Origin of the sequence: Pseudoalteromonas sp. P1-11 (assembly GCF_001399995.1) — a bacterium.
Lineage (GTDB): Bacteria > Pseudomonadota > Gammaproteobacteria > Enterobacterales > Alteromonadaceae > Pseudoalteromonas > Pseudoalteromonas atlantica.
Window position 1 is genome coordinate 193,981 of the sequence record NZ_LJSP01000002.1, and the last position, 16,534, is coordinate 210,514.

The 16,534-nt window shown below is 40.5% G+C and carries 18 protein-coding genes; 8 read left to right on the plus strand and 10 right to left on the minus strand.

The features are described from left to right. Positions 1-35 precede the first annotated feature (35 nt). Positions 36-2,171 carry a M3 family metallopeptidase gene (locus AN390_RS03550; RefSeq protein WP_055252993.1) on the minus strand — a complete coding sequence of 712 codons (2,136 nt, stop codon included), beginning with the start codon at positions 2,169-2,171 and terminating at the stop codon, positions 36-38. Positions 2,172-2,383: 212 nt separating this feature from the next. Continuing rightward, entirely contained in the window at positions 2,384-2,590 is a 207-nt protein-coding gene (locus AN390_RS03555; RefSeq protein WP_004587392.1) for a hypothetical protein, read from the minus strand. A 197-nt stretch (positions 2,591-2,787) separates the two neighbouring features. Here AN390_RS03555 and AN390_RS03560 point away from each other — a divergent pair, with 197 nt between their 5' ends. The 6 genes from AN390_RS03560 (at position 2,788) to yegD (ending at position 9,744) form a co-directional block, all read left to right on the plus strand. Continuing rightward, a complete protein-coding gene (locus tag AN390_RS03560; RefSeq protein ID WP_024034237.1) occupies positions 2,788-3,651 on the plus strand; it encodes a mechanosensitive ion channel family protein in 864 nt (287 codons plus the stop codon). A 410-nt stretch (positions 3,652-4,061) separates the two neighbouring features. Then, a complete protein-coding gene (locus AN390_RS03565; protein ID WP_024034236.1) occupies positions 4,062-6,326 on the plus strand; it encodes a TonB-dependent receptor in 2,265 nt (754 codons plus the stop codon). Positions 6,327-6,432: 106 nt separating this feature from the next. After that, entirely contained in the window at positions 6,433-6,732 is a 300-nt protein-coding gene (locus AN390_RS03570; RefSeq protein WP_004587389.1) for a hypothetical protein, read from the plus strand. A 53-nt stretch (positions 6,733-6,785) separates the two neighbouring features. Continuing rightward, positions 6,786-7,442, plus strand: a complete 657-nt coding sequence (locus AN390_RS03575; RefSeq protein ID WP_055252994.1) for an HAD family phosphatase — start codon at positions 6,786-6,788, stop codon at positions 7,440-7,442. 33 nt (positions 7,443-7,475) lie between these two features. After that, entirely contained in the window at positions 7,476-8,318 is an 843-nt protein-coding gene (locus AN390_RS03580; RefSeq protein ID WP_055252995.1) for a DNA ligase, read from the plus strand. A gap of 61 nt (positions 8,319-8,379) precedes the next feature. Further along, positions 8,380-9,744, plus strand: a complete 1,365-nt coding sequence (gene yegD, locus AN390_RS03585) for a molecular chaperone (protein WP_055252996.1) — start codon at positions 8,380-8,382, stop codon at positions 9,742-9,744. An 11-nt stretch (positions 9,745-9,755) separates the two neighbouring features. Here yegD and AN390_RS03590 read toward each other — a convergent pair whose 3' ends face one another. Genes AN390_RS03590 through AN390_RS03600 form a run of 3 tightly spaced genes read right to left on the minus strand, consistent with a single transcriptional unit; the run spans position 9,756 to position 12,112 of the window. Continuing rightward, complete coding sequence (locus AN390_RS03590; RefSeq protein ID WP_004587385.1) at positions 9,756-10,220, minus strand: methylglyoxal synthase; 465 nt, start codon at positions 10,218-10,220, stop codon at positions 9,756-9,758. Between the two features lie 60 nt (positions 10,221-10,280). Next, the gene (locus AN390_RS03595; RefSeq protein ID WP_055252997.1) at positions 10,281-10,922 is read right to left on the minus strand and encodes a LysE family translocator; all 642 of its coding nucleotides are present in this window, start codon (positions 10,920-10,922) and stop codon (positions 10,281-10,283) included. Further along, positions 10,919-12,112: a multidrug effflux MFS transporter gene (locus tag AN390_RS03600; protein WP_055252998.1), complete on the minus strand. Its 1,194-nt coding sequence runs from the start codon at positions 12,110-12,112 to the stop codon at positions 10,919-10,921. Before AN390_RS03600 ends, AN390_RS03595 begins: the two co-directional genes overlap by 4 nt. A 183-nt stretch (positions 12,113-12,295) precedes the next feature. Here AN390_RS03600 and AN390_RS03605 point away from each other — a divergent pair, with 183 nt between their 5' ends. Beyond that, entirely contained in the window at positions 12,296-12,769 is a 474-nt protein-coding gene (locus AN390_RS03605) for a hotdog fold domain-containing protein (protein ID WP_029773430.1), read from the plus strand. 7 nt (positions 12,770-12,776) lie between these two features. Here AN390_RS03605 and AN390_RS03610 read toward each other — a convergent pair whose 3' ends face one another. The 3 genes from AN390_RS03610 to AN390_RS03620 all read right to left on the minus strand — a co-directional run bounded on the left by AN390_RS03610 (position 12,777) and on the right by AN390_RS03620 (position 14,874). Beyond that, the gene (locus AN390_RS03610; protein ID WP_055252999.1) at positions 12,777-13,268 is read right to left on the minus strand and encodes a polymer-forming cytoskeletal protein; all 492 of its coding nucleotides are present in this window, start codon (positions 13,266-13,268) and stop codon (positions 12,777-12,779) included. After that, positions 13,258-14,421 carry a M23 family metallopeptidase gene (locus AN390_RS03615; RefSeq protein WP_055253000.1) on the minus strand — a complete coding sequence of 388 codons (1,164 nt, stop codon included), beginning with the start codon at positions 14,419-14,421 and terminating at the stop codon, positions 13,258-13,260. The genes AN390_RS03610 and AN390_RS03615 overlap by 11 nt, the downstream gene beginning before the upstream one ends. 138 nt (positions 14,422-14,559) lie before the next feature. Next, the gene (locus tag AN390_RS03620) at positions 14,560-14,874 is read right to left on the minus strand and encodes a YebG family protein (protein ID WP_055253001.1); all 315 of its coding nucleotides are present in this window, start codon (positions 14,872-14,874) and stop codon (positions 14,560-14,562) included. 345 nt (positions 14,875-15,219) lie between these two features. On the opposite strand from AN390_RS03620, the gene AN390_RS03625 reads away from it, so the two are divergent. Then, a complete protein-coding gene (locus AN390_RS03625; protein WP_055253002.1) occupies positions 15,220-15,516 on the plus strand; it encodes a ComEA family DNA-binding protein in 297 nt (98 codons plus the stop codon). Positions 15,517-15,527: 11 nt separating this feature from the next. Here AN390_RS03625 and AN390_RS03630 read toward each other — a convergent pair whose 3' ends face one another. Further along, positions 15,528-15,830 carry a DUF6170 family protein gene (locus tag AN390_RS03630; RefSeq protein WP_055253003.1) on the minus strand — a complete coding sequence of 101 codons (303 nt, stop codon included), beginning with the start codon at positions 15,828-15,830 and terminating at the stop codon, positions 15,528-15,530. A 1-nt stretch (position 15,831) separates the two neighbouring features. Then, entirely contained in the window at positions 15,832-16,350 is a 519-nt protein-coding gene (gene dsbB / locus AN390_RS03635) for a disulfide bond formation protein DsbB (protein WP_004587376.1), read from the minus strand. Positions 16,351-16,534: the final 184 nt, after the last annotated feature.

Below are 16,534 nucleotides of genomic sequence, written 5' to 3' on the forward strand. Positions count from 1 at the left end.
GGCTTTTATAAGGTTAAAATTAATAAACGAGGTTATTAATCAACTAAACCACGGCGCTTAAGAAGTGCGTCTGTTGTTGGTTTTTGGCCTCTAAACTCAATGTAGCTTTGCATTAAGTCTCGGCTGTTACCTTTTGATAGGATTTCTTCACGGAACTTGTCACCGTTTTCACGGGTTAGGCCACCGTTATTTTCCATATGTGCAAACGCATCGGCTGCAAATACTTCAGTCCATAGGTAGGCGTAGTAACCTGCTGAGTAACCACCGGCAAAAGTATGGCTAAAGTAGTTTGATTTATAACGCGGTGGCACTGGGTAGTAATCAATACCGTGTGCTTTTAGCGCATCGCTTTCAAACTTTTGAACATCACTGATTTTTTTATCAGAACCAAATGAGTGCCATTCCATATCAAGTAAAGCAGCTGCTAAGTATTCAGTAGTACCAAAGCCTTGGTTGAATTTTTGCGATGCTAGTACTTTATCAAGTAATGCTTGTGGAATTGGCTCACCCGTTTTGTAATGCTTAGCGTAGTTAGCAAGTACGGTAGGTTCAATCATCCAGTCTTCGTGTGCCTGTGAAGGAAATTCAACAAAGTCACGTGCTGTAGCAGTACCCGCTAGGCTTGGGTATTTAACATTTGAGAATAAACCGTGCGCAGCATGACCAAATTCATGGAACATAGTCGATACTTCGTCGAAGGTCATTAGCGTTGGCTCACCTTCAGCTGGTTTTGGAATGTTTTGTGCGTTGTAAATAACCGGTTTAGTGCCTTTTAAGCCGCTTTGGCTTACATATGCACTCATCCATGCACCGCCACGCTTACCTTCGCGTGCGTATGGGTCCATGTAAAATAAACCAATAGCGCTGCCATCTGCGTTAAATACTTCGTACGCTGTTACATCTTCGTGGTAAACAGGTAAGTCTTTACGCTCTTTAAAGGTGATACCGTAAAGCTTGTTCATTGCGAAGAATAACCCATCATGGATCACAGAGTTCATTTCAAAGTAAGGCTTAACTAGCGCAGGATCTAGGTTGTACTTTTCAGCACGTACTTTTTCTGCGTAAAACGCCCAATCCCATGGCTTAAGCTCAAAGCTTTCGCCAGAATCGTTAATTACTTTTTGGATAGCGGCCGCTTCTGCTTTGGCTTTTTCAACAGCTTTTGGTGCAAGGTCATCTAAAATGCCGTACACGTTGTCGGTTGTTTGTGCCATACGCGAAGTCATTACATACGATGCCCAATCTTTAAAGCCTAACAGCTCTGCTTTTTGTGCACGCAGGTTAGTTTCTTCAATAATGATAGGGCCGTTAGTTTTAGCAGCACGGTTTGTAGAGGCTTTAAAAATTTGCTCGCGTAGCTCACGGTTTTCAAGGCTTGATAAGATAGGCTGCTGAGTGGTATTAACCAGGGTGATCATGTAGCCGTCTTTGCCTGCTTTTTTAGCTGCGGCTGCAAGGCCTGCAATTTCACCTTCAGATAGGCCAGCAAGTTTAGATTTGTCTGTAACAACAATAACGTCTTCTTTAAACGATTTTAAAATGTTTTGAGAGAACGCAGTAGATAGCTCTGCAAGCTGAGCGTTTATTTCACGCATTTTTGCTTTTTCAGCATCGCTTAACTTAGCACCGGCTTTTACAAATTGCTTGTAGTAGAAATCAACTAAGCGTTGATCTTCAGCGTTAAGCGCATCTTTATTGTCGTAAATAGTTTGTACACGCTTAAATAACGGACCATTTAGGTAAATGTCATCAGAGTGAGCAGATAATACCGGCGCCATTTTTTTGCTTATACGTTGGTATTCGTCATCTGAAATTAAACCCGATAGGTTGTAAAAAGCAGCAGATACGCGGTTTAACAACTCACCAGATTTTTCCATCTCAACAAGTGTGTTTTCAAATGTTGCTGGTTCTGGGTTGTTTGCAATAGCTTGAACTTGCGCAGTGTGCTGAGCAATACCTGCATCAAAGCCTGCTTCGTAGTCTTTTGTACCAAACTTATCAAACTCTGGTGCCATGTATTGTAATGGGCTTGGTTTGAATAATACATTGTTTGCGTTCATATCTTGCACTTGTGCTGCGCTCTCTTTAGCTGTGTTCTGAGTTTCGTTAGATGAACAAGCAGATAGGATTAGGGCACTAGCAATAGTAGTGGCGATCAGTGTTTTACGCATAATAACTCCATAAAAAGATGAGCCGAAATAGGCTTTTCGAGTCGAAAACCCAGTTAACTTATCAAATTTTGGCGTTTATACAATAAAGTTTATCGGTATTAAGCGGGATTTAAACGCAAATTAGCTACTAAAAATGCGATTTGGAGGTAAAAGTAGCCTTAAAAATAAACGTAAGGCTACTTAAATATTGTATTGTGTGTGTTTTTTAAAGGCTAGTTATAGCCAAGAACAAAGCGTTTTTCAGAACCAAAGCTATTAGATTGCTGGCCAAATTCTTTATTAATAGTAGCAAGTGTTTGTTCTTGCTCAGCAAGAAGGCACAAAATTTTATTGCGGTAATCTAGGCTGCTTTCAAACAAATTTAAATCTACCTGCGGCTGCAAAGTAGCGAGTCTTTGATTTAGAGTAAGTTGTGACATATGTAATCTCCAGTGCTTGTACACTATTTATATAGCACTCGGTGCAATAAAGAGTTAATAAATTGTTTAAACAAAAACGTTAAACCTATTAACTTAGCGTTTTAACACTATTATGCCGTGCTAAGCTTAGCGAAGACTGAACCACACTCATTTTTACTGAACAAATAACAAACAATAAATAATACTTTGGAAAATACATGACGCTCGAACACATTCAACATTATCTCAGCTTGGTTATTTTTACCTATAACGACGTACACATCACCGTGGCTAAGGTTATACAAGTTCCTTTAATTTTATTTGCTATGTGGTTTGTAGTAACGCGCATTGGCAAACTTATTAAAAAAACACTGTTGGCAAAAAAAATCAGCCAAGACGCGGTTCATCTGTTTACGCGCATTTATTTTATTTTGAGTATCGCAATATTAATTTTCACCTCGTTAGAGGTTTTAAGTATTCCGCTTACGGCCTTTGCATTTGTATCAGGAGCAATAGCCATTGGAGTCGGGTTTGGTGCGCAAAACATTATTAATAACTTTATTAGTGGCTGGATTTTAATGTGGGAGCGGCCAATTCGTATTGGGGACTTTTTAGAAGTAGGTAATGCAAAGGGCGTAGTAGAAACTATTAATACGCGCTCTACCCGCATTCGCCGTAACGATGGTGTGCATATGTTAATCCCTAATTCGCAACTATTAGAAAACACAGTGACTAACTGGACCTTAATAGACGGTAATGCCCGCTCCTCGGTTAGCGTAGGTGTTGCTTATGGCAGCGATGTATTGTTAGTTAAAACGTTAATTCAACAAGTGCTTGATGATCATGATGCGATACTAACAAATCCAAAAGCCTCTGTTTTATTTGACGACTTTGCTGATAGCTCACTGGTGTTTAATGCAATTTTTTGGGTTTGTGCAGAATCAGAAACCATGCTCAGAAAAGTACGTAGTGATATCCGTTTTAGTATCTATGCTGTTTTTGAAAAACATGATGTGGTGATTGCGTTTCCACAGCGCGATATTCACATTGATGGAGAAATTGCGTTAAAGCGTACTCAATGAATTTAGCCTTTAAAAATTTAGCAAGCATTAACGGGTTTTAACTGCGCGTTTCTAGTTTGGGTTTATTTGTAAAAATACGCAGTTTGCTACTTTAAAGCGGCTTTTGAAGGAAAGGACATATGTCCGTATTATTAGTCTTTTGCATCTAAAAGCGGGTAAAAAAGCTATAAAATGAGGTTAAATGTTGCAAAAAAGTTTACTTTTTTGTACATATTTATGCAGTAAATTTGTAATACGATGGTATAATCTTCATCGTTCGTTCAGCCTCATTACTCCGTTTTTGTACTCTCGGTGATGAGGTCCGCGCGCCATAAAGCTAGACGCGAAAAATTGTACGAGCCCGCAATGAATACATTGCGCAACACAAAAAACCGTTGAACAAGAGTGCATACAAAAGGTTTATACCCGACATGAAAGCAATCAAAAAAACTGCAATAGCGACCATAATTAATGCTGCTTTATTATCTGCAGCTGGTACCTCTGTTTCTACTCTTGCTGCTGAAGAAGAAACTGCAAAAAAAAATAACCAATTAGAAGTTATTCAAGTTACTGCTCGTAAACGTGTAGAAAATGCACAAGAAGTGCCTGTTGCTGTATCTGCATTACAAGGTGATAACCTTGATGCTTATAGTTCTGCTGGTATGGATATTCGCTTTATGAGTGCGAAAATCCCAAGTCTTTCAATCGAATCATCGTTTGGACGTTCTTTCCCTCGTTTTTATGTTCGTGGTCTGGGTAATACCGATTTCGATCTTAATGCTTCACAACCTGTTTCATTAGTTGTTGATGAAGTGGTTCAAGAAAATGCCATTTTAAAAGGCTTTCCAGTATTTGATGTTGAGCGTGTAGAAGTACTACGTGGTCCACAAGGTACTTTGTTTGGCCGTAATACGCCGGCTGGCCTAGTTAAATTTGATACTGTTAAACCAAGCCAAGAATTTGAAGGTTACGGTGCTGTTTCTTACGGTAGCCGTGGCGCTGTAGATACAGAAGGCGCTGTAGGTGGTGCATTAACTGACCGTTTATCTGCACGTGTTTCTTTGCTATGGCAAGATAAAGATGATTACATCGACAACCAAGCGCCTGGCTTTGAAGCGAAAGACGAGCAGGGCGGCTACACAGAAAAAGCAGCGCGTATTCAGTTTTTATACGAAGGCGATGACTTTACTGCTCTTCTAAACTACCACACGCGTGACTTAGACGGCTCACCAATTGCGTTTCGTGCAAACGTTATTGAATCAGGCTCAAACGATTTAGTAGACAACTACGAGCATGATGTTGTTTATCAAGATGCCGCTGTACGCAATACCCAGCAAGTTGAATCTGAAGGCGCAAGCTTAAAGCTTGAGTGGGATATTAGCGATGAATACACGCTAACCTCTATTTCAGGTTGGGAAAGTGCAGAAATATACTCACGTGCAGATATTGACGGCGGTTACGGTGCTTCTTATATCCCTGATTACATGGGTCCAGGTTTTATTCCGTTTTCTTCAGAAAGTGCGGATGGTATTCCAGAGCAAGATCAGTTAACGCAAGAGCTTCGCCTTGCTAGTAACTTCAGCGGTGACTTAAACTACCAAGTTGGTCTTTTTTACTTTGATGAAGAGCTTACAATCGAAAACTTTAGTTACGATACGTTCTCTTCACCTGCTGGCGCTTTAAACGGTTATGTTCAGCAACAACAAGACACAACAGCATGGGCTATTTTCGGCTCTGTAGATTACATCTTCTCAGATAAGTTAAAAGTAACAGCGGGTCTTCGTTACTCTGATGACGAAAAAGATTTTGTTGCAGACCGTACAATTAGCCCAATTGGCGGTGGTGCTTTATACGTAGAGCGTAGTGTAAGTGACAGCCATGTAAGCTGGGATTTATCTGCAAACTACAAAGTTAATGACGATGTAAACTGGTACAGCCGTGTAGCAAACACGTTCCGCGCACCTAGCTTACAAGGTCGTATTTTATTTGGTGATGACGTAACAACGGCTGAGTCAGAAACCGTTACTTCATTCGAAACCGGTATTAAATCAGACGTTCTTGATGGCCAAGGCCGTGTAAATGCAACGGTATTTTACTACACAATGGACGACCAACAGCTTACTGCTGTAGGTGGTGGTGCTAACTTTAACCGCCTAGTTAACGCTGATAAAACAACAGGCTACGGTTTTGAGCTAGATACAGAATGGGTATTAAGCGATGAGTTTAATGCAACATTTAACTTAAGCTACAACAAGACTGAAATTAAAGATGATGAGTTAGCTGTAGCGGTATGTGCTCAATGTATCGTGAATGACCCTATTAACGATGCAGGTTTAGCCGTACTAGATGGCAACAGCTTACCGCATGCTCCTGAGTGGATCTCTAACTTTACCCTTCGTTATACGAAAGAACTTGAAGATGGTAATTTCTTCGCATTAGGTGATATTTCTTACCGTAGCGAAATTAACATGTTCCTATACGATTCAGTAGAATTTGAAGGTAAAGCATTAACTGAAGTAGGTTTACGTGCAGGCTACGAGTGGGCTGAAGGTGACTACGAGTACCAAGTATCTGCATTTGTTCGTAACTTATTTGATGAGCAACAAGCAATTGGTGCGGTAGACTTCAATAACAATACGGGTATTGTTAATGAAGAGCGCTACATTGGTGCAGAATTTAAAGTTAACTTCTTCTAAAGATAACCTTAAATTTTATTAATTTTTAAAAGCCTGCCTTGTGCAGGCTTTTATGTTTTTATAAAGCTGGTAAAGTAGCGTTAATTAACTTTGATGAGATAGAAAAATGGCTGGATTTTGGAACTACCGTGTAATTTTTTGTGAAGCAACGAAAGACGAAGCAGCGCAATATCAAATACACGAAGTAGAATATAACTTAAATGGCAAAGTAACTAATTGGTCAGAAACAGGCGCAGCACCTTTTGGTACAACGCTAGATGAGTTAGCAGCTGATGCCGATCGTTTAAAAACGGCGCTAGAAAAACCAGTACTTAAGGTTGTGCGCAAAGCCCGAGGCTACGAGCTGGTTGATGTTGAAACCGGTGAGGAAGCATTTGCTGAGCCACCTGCTGGCTTAACAGCATAATATTATAAAGGCGCCTAGGCGCCTTTTTTAACGTCAAAATTTAAGGAATAAGGATGAGCTTAAACGCAGTATTGTTTGATATGGATGGCACGCTAGTTGACTCTGAAAGCATGCACTTTGAGTGCTGGAGCCAGCTGCTTGCAGCCTACAATGTAAGTTATAACGAAGTGGAGTTTTGTCAGCGCTTTTCAGGGCGCCCAACGTTAGAAGCAGCAATTGATATTAAAAATGAGCATAATTTAGACGTCAGCGCACAGTTTTTAGCAGATGAAAAATATCGGTTATTTGGTGAATACGTAAAAACTAATTTACCGCCTGTTATGCCTTTTACTGAGCAAACCTTACACGCTGTTAAAAACAGTGGGCTAAAAATGGCGTTAGTAACCGGTAGTGCTCGCAGCGAAGCCATGCCTATTTTAAAAGGGCTAGGTTTTTATGAGTTATTTGATACTGTAGTGACAAAAGACGATGTAACAAATCCAAAGCCAGCAGGCGATCCTTATCTTTTAGCGCTTGAGCACATACATGTAGCCCCAGAGCATGCAATTGCTGTAGAGGACACCTTTACGGGCGTTTGTGCTGCAACCAATGCAAAGGTTAGAGTCGTTGCGATTGCAAATCATCATACAATTGACCATGACTTTAGTAAGGCGACGTACAAAATGGCTGACCTAGGTGAGTTTTGGCAGTGGGTCGAATCTCAACTATAGTTAAAGCCTTATTTTATTTGCAGGGATGCAGTAATGGCTCAGCTAAAGTACTTACTTTTCATTGTCAGCTTAATTGGCTCATCGCTTGTTTTTGCGGCGCAGCCTCAGGTGTTATTGGCAAAAGTATATGGTGAATCTAAACATGGCAATATTAGTGAATACCTCGTTAGTGAAAAATTTGATGGTGTAAGAGCAATATGGACGGGCGATAAATTTATTACCCGTAAAGGAAATGCGATTAACGCCCCGAGTTGGTTTACGGCGCCATTACCAAATGTTTGGTTAGATGGGGAGCTGTGGATAGCGCGCACTCAATTTTCTTTGGTCAGTGGGATTGTAAGAACTAAACGCCCCAGTAATTCAGATTGGCACGCTATACGCTATCAAATATTTGATATGCCAGACTCAACCCTTCCTTTTAGTACGCGTTATAAAAACTACCAAGCCTTGGTAAAACAAATCAATAAACAGCATATAACTGCAGTTAAGCAACACCGCTTTACTAGCACAGCCCAATTAACAGCGTACTTTGAAGATTTAACTAAGCAAGGGGCTGAAGGGGTGATGCTGCATTTAGCCAATGCTAAACATAAAAGCGGGCGCAGTAATACATTATTAAAGTTAAAGCCCTACCTTGATGCTGAAGCGGTTGTTATTGCACATTTACCGGGTAAAGGAAAATACACCGGTATGTTAGGTGCATTAAAAGTAAAAACACCTCATGGGCAAATATTTAAAATAGGCACGGGCTTTAGTAACGAACAGCGCCAAACACCTCCGGCTATAGGTAGCACGGTAACGTATCGGTACCATGGGTTAACAAAGCATGGCTTACCACGATTTGCGAGCTTTTTAAGGGTGAGGGAGGGTCATTAGCGTTTATAATTTTGGCAAAGTATGCTAAATTGCGCGGCCTTTTTCTAATGTATGGTGAAGTATGTTTGTAGGTTTTGATTACGGTAGTTCTAATTGTGCCATGGGTGTTATGGAGCAAGAGGAAGTACAGTTAGTGCCACTTGAGCAAGGAAAACATTATTTACCTTCTACTCTTTATACACACCACAGCGCATTAGTTGTCGACTTTGTGGCAAAGCATGTAAAAGGCACAGCCCACGAGCATGACTTTTTAACGCAGCGCCAAGCTTTATTAAATACACTCCCGCGTATTAAGTCAGATCTTGATTTACAACCTACAGATGAAACGCTTTTTATTGGCCGTGAAGCCATTAGTGAATATGTGCAGTTTCCTGAAGAAGGCTACTTTGTAAAATCTCCTAAATCGTTTTTTGGTGCCACAGGCTTAAAGCAAGGGCAAATTAATTTTTTTGAAGATATTGCTACGGCAATGATTTTAAAAATAAAGCAACGCGCAGAGCTTTCACTTAAAACCCCACTTACGCAAACGGTTATTGGTCGTCCAGTTAACTTTCAGGCTGTTGGCGGTGAGCAGTCAAATCAGCAAGCTGTAGGTATTTTAGAGCGCGCAGCTAAGCGTGCGGGTTTTAAAGACGTGGAGTTTCTATACGAACCGCTTGCAGCAGGGGTTGATTACGAAAGTAGTTTAGTGGAAGACCAAAAAGTGCTGGTTATTGATATTGGCGGTGGTACCAGCGATTGCTCGTTTGTACAAATGGGGCCAAGCTTTAGAGGTAACAGTGAGCGCGATAGTGACTTTTTAGCCCACAGCGGTAAGCGAGTTGGCGGGAATGACTTAGATATAGCGCTTAGTTTTCATGGTTTAATGCCATTGCTTGGTTTAGGCAGTACCTTTAAATCGGGCCTACCTTTACCAAACCAACCTTTTTGGCAAGCCTGTAAAATTAATGATGTAAATTTACAAAGTCAGTTTTATAGTGAAAGCCACTACCGAGAACTCACTGCCCAATTACGCGATGTCAGTACACCTGCGCTTTTCAAACGCTTAATTCATTTACAGCAAAATAAACAGGGCCATCAGTTGGTACAGCAAGGTGAGGCGGCTAAAATAGCGCTTTCATCGGCAGATGCTTTTGATTGCGATCTTCGCTTTTTAGATAATGACCTTAGTAAAAATCTATCGGTTAGCGATTTGGCGGTTGCAGTAGAAAGTAGTATTAGCCAAATAGTAACGTTAGCAAAACAAGCAATTACAGATGCAGGAACCACCCCAGATGTTATTTATTTAACAGGGGGAAGTGCACAGTCACCACTTATTAAAGCGGCGTTAAGTGAGCATTTAGGTGATATTAAAATGCTGAATGGCGATCACTTTGGTAGTGTAACGGCTGGCCTAACAAAATGGGCCAGCATGCTTTATAAGTAGCTTAAAAGGCTTTAAAGACTGATTTGTCGGGTTGCGAGGTATTTTTCGTAATCTGGCAAAGTACGCTCAAGCTCAGTGTCCATTAAGGGCGAGCTTAATAACATGTCGGCGCTGACTTCATTACAGGCCACAGGAATATTCCAAACAGCTGCTAAACGCAGTAATGCTTTAACATCAGGGTCGTGTGGTTGCGATGCCAACGGATCCCAAAAAAACACCAATACATGAATTTCGTGCTCGGCAATTTTAGCTCCTAGCTGTTGATCGCCCCCCATAGGACCACTTAATAGCTGAATAACCTCTAACCCGGTGGTTTTTTCGATTAAATGGCCTGTGGTGCCAGTACCGTATAAGGTGTGTCTGCTTAAGGCTTCTTTGTGTTTTTCGCACCATAATTTCAGCGCGGCTTTTTTACCATCATGCGCAACTAAGGCAATATTTTTATTAGCGGGTAGCGATTGTTTTTTTTGTTCCATGCTGCATCTTATTTTGTTGAGTAACCAAGGCTTTGGTTAAGTAATACCAATTTAGTGTAATTAGTATAATAAATTAATGGCCAGTGCAATAAATACCATGCCGGTCACTCGGTCTATCCAAAGTTGGCTATGTGGGTATTTTTTGAAAAATTGCGCTATTTTGTCGCCAAAGTAAATATACGTACAGTCAATTGGGAAAGCAAAAATAGGGTAGAGCAGGCCAAAAAATGCTAATTGAAACGTTGCCGATGATAAGCTTGGGTCTACAAACTGCGGGATAAAAGCAATAAAAAATAACGCTACTTTAGGGTTTAATACCTCGGTCATCATGGCTTGAAACATGACATTTGGCTTTTTACTGGTGCTTACATGGGGCTTATCATCACTAGCGCAATCGGCGGTATTTGGCTGCGAAAAAGTGCTTTTAATCATCACAAACCCTAAATAGCATAAATAAGCCGCGCCTAAGTACTGTACTGCACTATAAGCGGTGGGCGAGGCTTTTAACACTGCGCTTAATCCAATAACAGCAAAAAATGTGTGTATTACTCCACCTAAAGCAAAGCCAAATGCGCTTTGCATACCTGCCGCTCTGCCATTGGAAAATGTTTGCGCCATTAAAAATGCGTTTGATGGCCCAGGGGCCACCGCCATTAAAAAGCTCGCCAGTAAAAATGATGCTAAAAAATCAGGGTTGATCATGTATTAACCGGGTGCAATGTATGGGCTTTTTTACTCATTAAAATTAACCAAAGTGGCGCCAGTAACAATAAATGAAAAGCAATTAGCCAAGGTGTGCTAAGGCCTAAATATTGCGTTAAAAACACAAGCACACTAGCGCCACTCATTTGCATAGCACCAATTAAGGCAGAGGCTGTACCGGCTTGTTTTGGAAAGCGCGATAACGCCATACCAGCCGCAGAGCCTAAGCTTAGGGCAAAACCAAGTGCAGCAATTAAAATAGGTAGCATAAGCGCAATGGCCGATTCTATATGGCTAAGTGCAATCATTAATATGCCAGAGGCCACCAATACTGTAACTCCAACGCGCAGGGCTTTTTGGCTATTACGTTTAATATAAATGGGGGTAATAAAGCTGGCTACAATACTTAATACGGCATTGAGCGTAAACCAAAAAGTAAAGTCGGCAACGGTGCCCCCTAAGTGCGTAATGATCCACCCAGGTGCCAAGGTGACATACACAAGAATCGCCGACATGGCGACCATACACAGTAAGCTATTAAATAAAAATATCGGTGTTTTTAATATTGGCACAAAGCGGCGTAAGTCCAATATATGCCCTTGGTAGTGGCTATCAGCAGGGCGGGTTTCTCTAAATAAGGTGAGCGTAATGACCAGGCCCGCTAATGCAAACAAGGTTAAAAACATAAAGTTCATGCGCCAGCCAAATTGCACGGTAAGCCAGGCACCTAAAATAGGCGCAAGCGCAGGAATAAAACACACAATTCCATTTAAATAGGTAATCATTTGCCCGCTGCGTTCGCTGCCGTATTTATCACGTACAATAGCAAAAGCAACCACAAACGTAGCACATGCACCTAACCCTTGCAGAGCGCGTGCAAACATTAATACAGCAAAAGAGGGCGCCATATAGGCAAGTAAGGCTGAGCCTGCATATAAGCTAACACCTACAACCGCTACCGGCTTTCGGCCAAACTTATCAGCAAGCGGCCCTGCAATTAATTGCCCTAAACCCACAGTCAGCATAAAAATAGCCACCGTTTGCTGAACCTGTTGTTCGGTTACGTTAAATTGCGTGGCAATAGTTGGAAAAGCGGGAAGATAAATATCAATTGCCATAGGGCAAAATATTACGAGTAACGCTAAGATGAGTAATAAAATTAAGTTAGGTTTAGCGGGCTGTGTTTGCATTAGGTCTCCTTTTGCTGGCTATTTTAGGTGCCCGCATATAAAAAAGAAAGGGCTTATGAGTGAGCCACGCTTTATTGTGATAAATATTTCATGACATTAGGATTAACAGCGCGGTGAATTGCGCTTTTTTTAACTGGTCTGATGTGTTAATTTGAATTTATAAACACAAAATGGGAAATAACAATGAGTAATAAATCAGCCCTTTTAAAAACTTGGCTTAAATTTAAACGCTTACCTTTTGGCAATTGGTTGTTTAGCAAAGCGGTATGCATAAAAGCCCCGTATTTTGGCTCAATGAAACCTTACGTACTCGATTTAAGAGAAGGACACTGTAGCGCTGTCGTAAAAAACCGCCGTAGTGTGCATAACCATATTGGAACTATTCATGCTATTGCACAATGTAACTTAGCTGAGCTGTGTGCTGGTGTAATGGTAGATGCCACCGTGCCTTATAAAACGCATCGCTGGATCCCAAAAGGAATGACGGTACACTATTTAGCAAAGGTTGATACCGATGTAACTGCTATTGCAGAAATCGACTTGCCTCGCCAATGGGTAGATAAAGAAGATTTAGTAGTGCCAGTTAAGCTTTACAATACCCGCAATGAACTGGTGTTCACTGCAGATATTACGATGTACATAACCGAGAAAAAGTAATGAGCGCTTAATTAGATTTGGCTTTATCAGCGGCTTGCTTATTAACAAACGACAAGTCGCTATCAGCATCATCAAGCAAAGTTTTTACTTCTTTAGCCGGCTTTAAATCTTCGCTAATAAGTTCCGGTTCTTCTTTTTCAAAGCGCTGTTTTAAGCTGCCTTCAATAATGGCTCCCGCATCAATACTTAGTGTGTCGTGAAAAACATCGCCATGTACGTGAGCGCTGCTTTGAATATTCACTTCACTTGCGTTTAGTGAGCCAATAATTTTGCCTTTTACAATGACACTTTTAGCTTCAACCACACCTTCAACAATGCCGGTAGAGCCAATTACCAAGTGCTCTGCCTTTATATCGCCATCAATTCGGCCATCTAGCTGCACTTCGCCCTGGCTTGTAAGTGTGCCAGTTAAGCGCACATCTTCAGAAATAATAGAAGGGGTATGATTTACTCTTTTTAACGTAGTTTGATTACTTGGTTGCTTTTTTTTACCGAACACGAGAAAGCGCCTTTGTTATTTTTAGAGGATTGACATGTTTGCCATCGAGTAACACTTCATAGTGTAAGTGGGTGCTGGTACTTCTGCCAGTACTGCCCATTAATCCAATTACCTCATTTTTAGCAATTGTTTGGCCTTTTTTCACTTTAATTTTATTTAAGTGGCCAAAACGGGTGACCAAGCCATTTTTGTGCTCTAGCTCGATAAAGTTACCATAGCCGCCATTTTTACCAGCGCGCAATACACGTGCATCAGCAGGGGCAAAAATTTCGGTTTTATGCCAGCCGGCTAAATCAACACCTTTGTGAAAAGCGCGGCGGTTGTTCATCGGATCTTTACGTAACCCAAAGTTGCTCGAAATATAGTATTTAGCCGCAGGCAAGGGCAGTGAGTTAGGCAGCTCTGTTAAAAAGTTTTCAAGGTTGTTAAGTAATAATAGCTTATCAACAATGGCTAAAAACTGCCCTGGTATTTTAGTTTCGTCAAATACATCTAACGGGCCACCTTGCGCACTGGTTTGTGCGCCCAGTGCTAAATGTTGTTCAAGGGCTGATTCTAAGCCTGCGCCTTTTAACATCGCTAAAATTGCATCATGGCGTTTATTAATTTGCGCATCAATAAGCGCAAAATTATGCTCGTAGTATTTATTTAAGCGCTCATAACGTGCGGCAAAAGTGATTGGCGTTAGAAGGCTGGCGTGTTTGTTTTTCGGCTCTTCATCTACAAGTGGTTCATGAAACTCGCCTTTGTCTTGATTAACAGGCGATTCAAGTTGTTCTTCTAGTTTTATTGTCTCTTTACTAATAGATGCGGGGAGGGATTCAATCATACCTTGCAAAAGTGCCTGCTTTTGCTCTAGTACAGCAAGTTGTTCTAATTGCTTAGCGTGCAGTGCTTTTTGTTCTTGGACCTGCTTTTGCCACACTTGTTGTTTATCAATTTGGCTTTGTTCTATGTCGGTAATTTTATTTGTTTGGCTATAAACACGAAAACTAGAAATACCGACCCAAGTAATAGTGCCTAAAATAAGCAGTACTGTAAAAAGCTGAAACCAAGGCGCCAAAACAACATGCTTAACTTCGCCATTTTGACGAATAAGCAACTGACGGGCTGGGAAAAATTTTTGGTAAAAAGACTTAATAAATACTGACATGGCACATAAACACTCGCTATTAACCGGATTAATGTATCAATTTCAGTCTAAAAAGCCAGAAAAAATTTGTAACTGTTCAAAAATTAATAAAAAAGGGCTGCTATTTAGTAGCAGCCCTTTATTTAAAATAGTCACAAATTAGCTAGCTTGTTGTTCGTCGTTATCTTTTATTGATGCTACGTTGTCGGCTTTTTTAGCTTTAGCTGTACTTTTTGTTGTGGGCTCTTTTGCGCCTTTTAACACCGCCATAAAGTCATCTTTACTCTTTGCAATTTCAAGCGCAAGCGATTCAACCTGTTGCTCGCTCAGTGGCACATCTACTTTTTCCAGCATTACTTCAAGCGATTCTGCTATATCGAGCATTTTGTCATAGGCATCCGCTTCTTTTTTAGTAGTAAACGTCATTCGCTCAACTCCGTTTCGTTCTACAACATATTTAACAACAACAGCCATGATCTCTCCTGCTTGATTGCGTGGTAATGTGGTTACTGACCTGTAGGTCACTGTTTTTATATACAGTAAATGTTTGTGTGTAAAATTGCAAGCATTCGGTGCATTTTTAGCTTGTCATCAATTTGACAAAAAAGCGTAACTTTACTTTAGTTAAGCAATCACTTGTTGTACCAGCTGCATTTTAGGTTTTCGGATTTAGGTGATTATGCACTGGAAATAATATAAGTGATGCGCGTTGCTCCTTATTTAACATTATTTCCACAAATAAAAATTAAGCACATGTTTAGAGCCAAATTAGCCGTTTAGCTATAACGCTTTGGTATAAACAAAAATAAGGAATAACAAATGAAAAATCTATTAACGATACTTATTATTAGCTTTTTAAGCTTTAGCGCGTTTACCCACGCTAACCCTGTTGAAGATAAGCCTATGGTTGAAATGCCGCAAGCGCCGGTTATTAATATTAATAGTGCCGATTCAGAAATGCTGGCCAAGTTACCTGGTATTGGTAAGAAAAAAGCGCAGGCTATTGTTGATTACAGGGTTGAAAATGGCGAATTTGACCAGCTGAGCGATTTAGCTAACGTAAAAGGAATAGGTAAAAAGCTTGTAGCTAAACTAGAAGGAAAAGTGTCTTTATAATAGGCAGGGCGCTAAGCGCCCTGTGAATACTGCTCAAGTGCTTTGGCTAAATATTTTTTAGCAAAGTTTATTTCAAGCGGGGTTGTTAAAAGCGGGTAACACAGGCCACCTAAAATTAAAAAGGGAATGAGTTCCCACCCTTTAAAAACAGTAAATAATAAAAACAATGGGCTGAGCAATATCAGCTTTACTATTCTTAATAACACTTTATCGGTAGCAGGTAGCATACTTAGTGCAATAGCAACAACGGCTTGTCGCTGCCTCACTTTAAGGTGCTTTAGTTCAGGCAGCTGACTGGTAAAAAACGTAAACATATTAAATAGTCTTTTTAGTAAGTAAGCGAGTGGTAACAATTACAAAAAGCGTGATAGTAAATAACGCAAATAGTATTTCCATCCATGCTGGCATACTTAATCCCGCAAATTGCCAATCGATATTACCGCAATCCCCTGTGGCTTGAAAAAAGCTTGGGATCCATTCATGCAATGGCATAAATGAAGGAAAGTTTGGCTCAAACTCACAGCTAAACGCAAAGGGATCGGTGGTTGTTTGCATTTCAATGTGCTCACGTGCAATAAAGTAACCCCACACACTTGATACACCCCACACTAAATAAGCGATAGCGCGTACTAATTTACTTTGTGGTTTAGTTGCGCCAATAATGCCTGCCCCTAATAAGCCTAATACCGCAGTTCGCTGGTAAATACACATAATGCATGGAGCAAGGCCCATCTGGTATTGAAAAAACAGTGCGGTGACTTCTAATAAAAATACAATGCCTGTAAATAGTAGCCATGGAGTACGTTGAGTAGGGAGTTGTGCTAGCCAGTTCATAAAAAATCCGCATTGAAATAAGACGTTGAATTATGTACTAGGATAAAGTAACGAGCAACAAAAAGGGTAAAAAAGCTACCGAAGTGGCTTTTTTTAAGATGAAATTAATAAGCGGTTATGGCCAATCCTATTTAGGGAAAGGTTAAGCTTTTTTGCTAAGTAAACATGTAATATAAGATTGGTT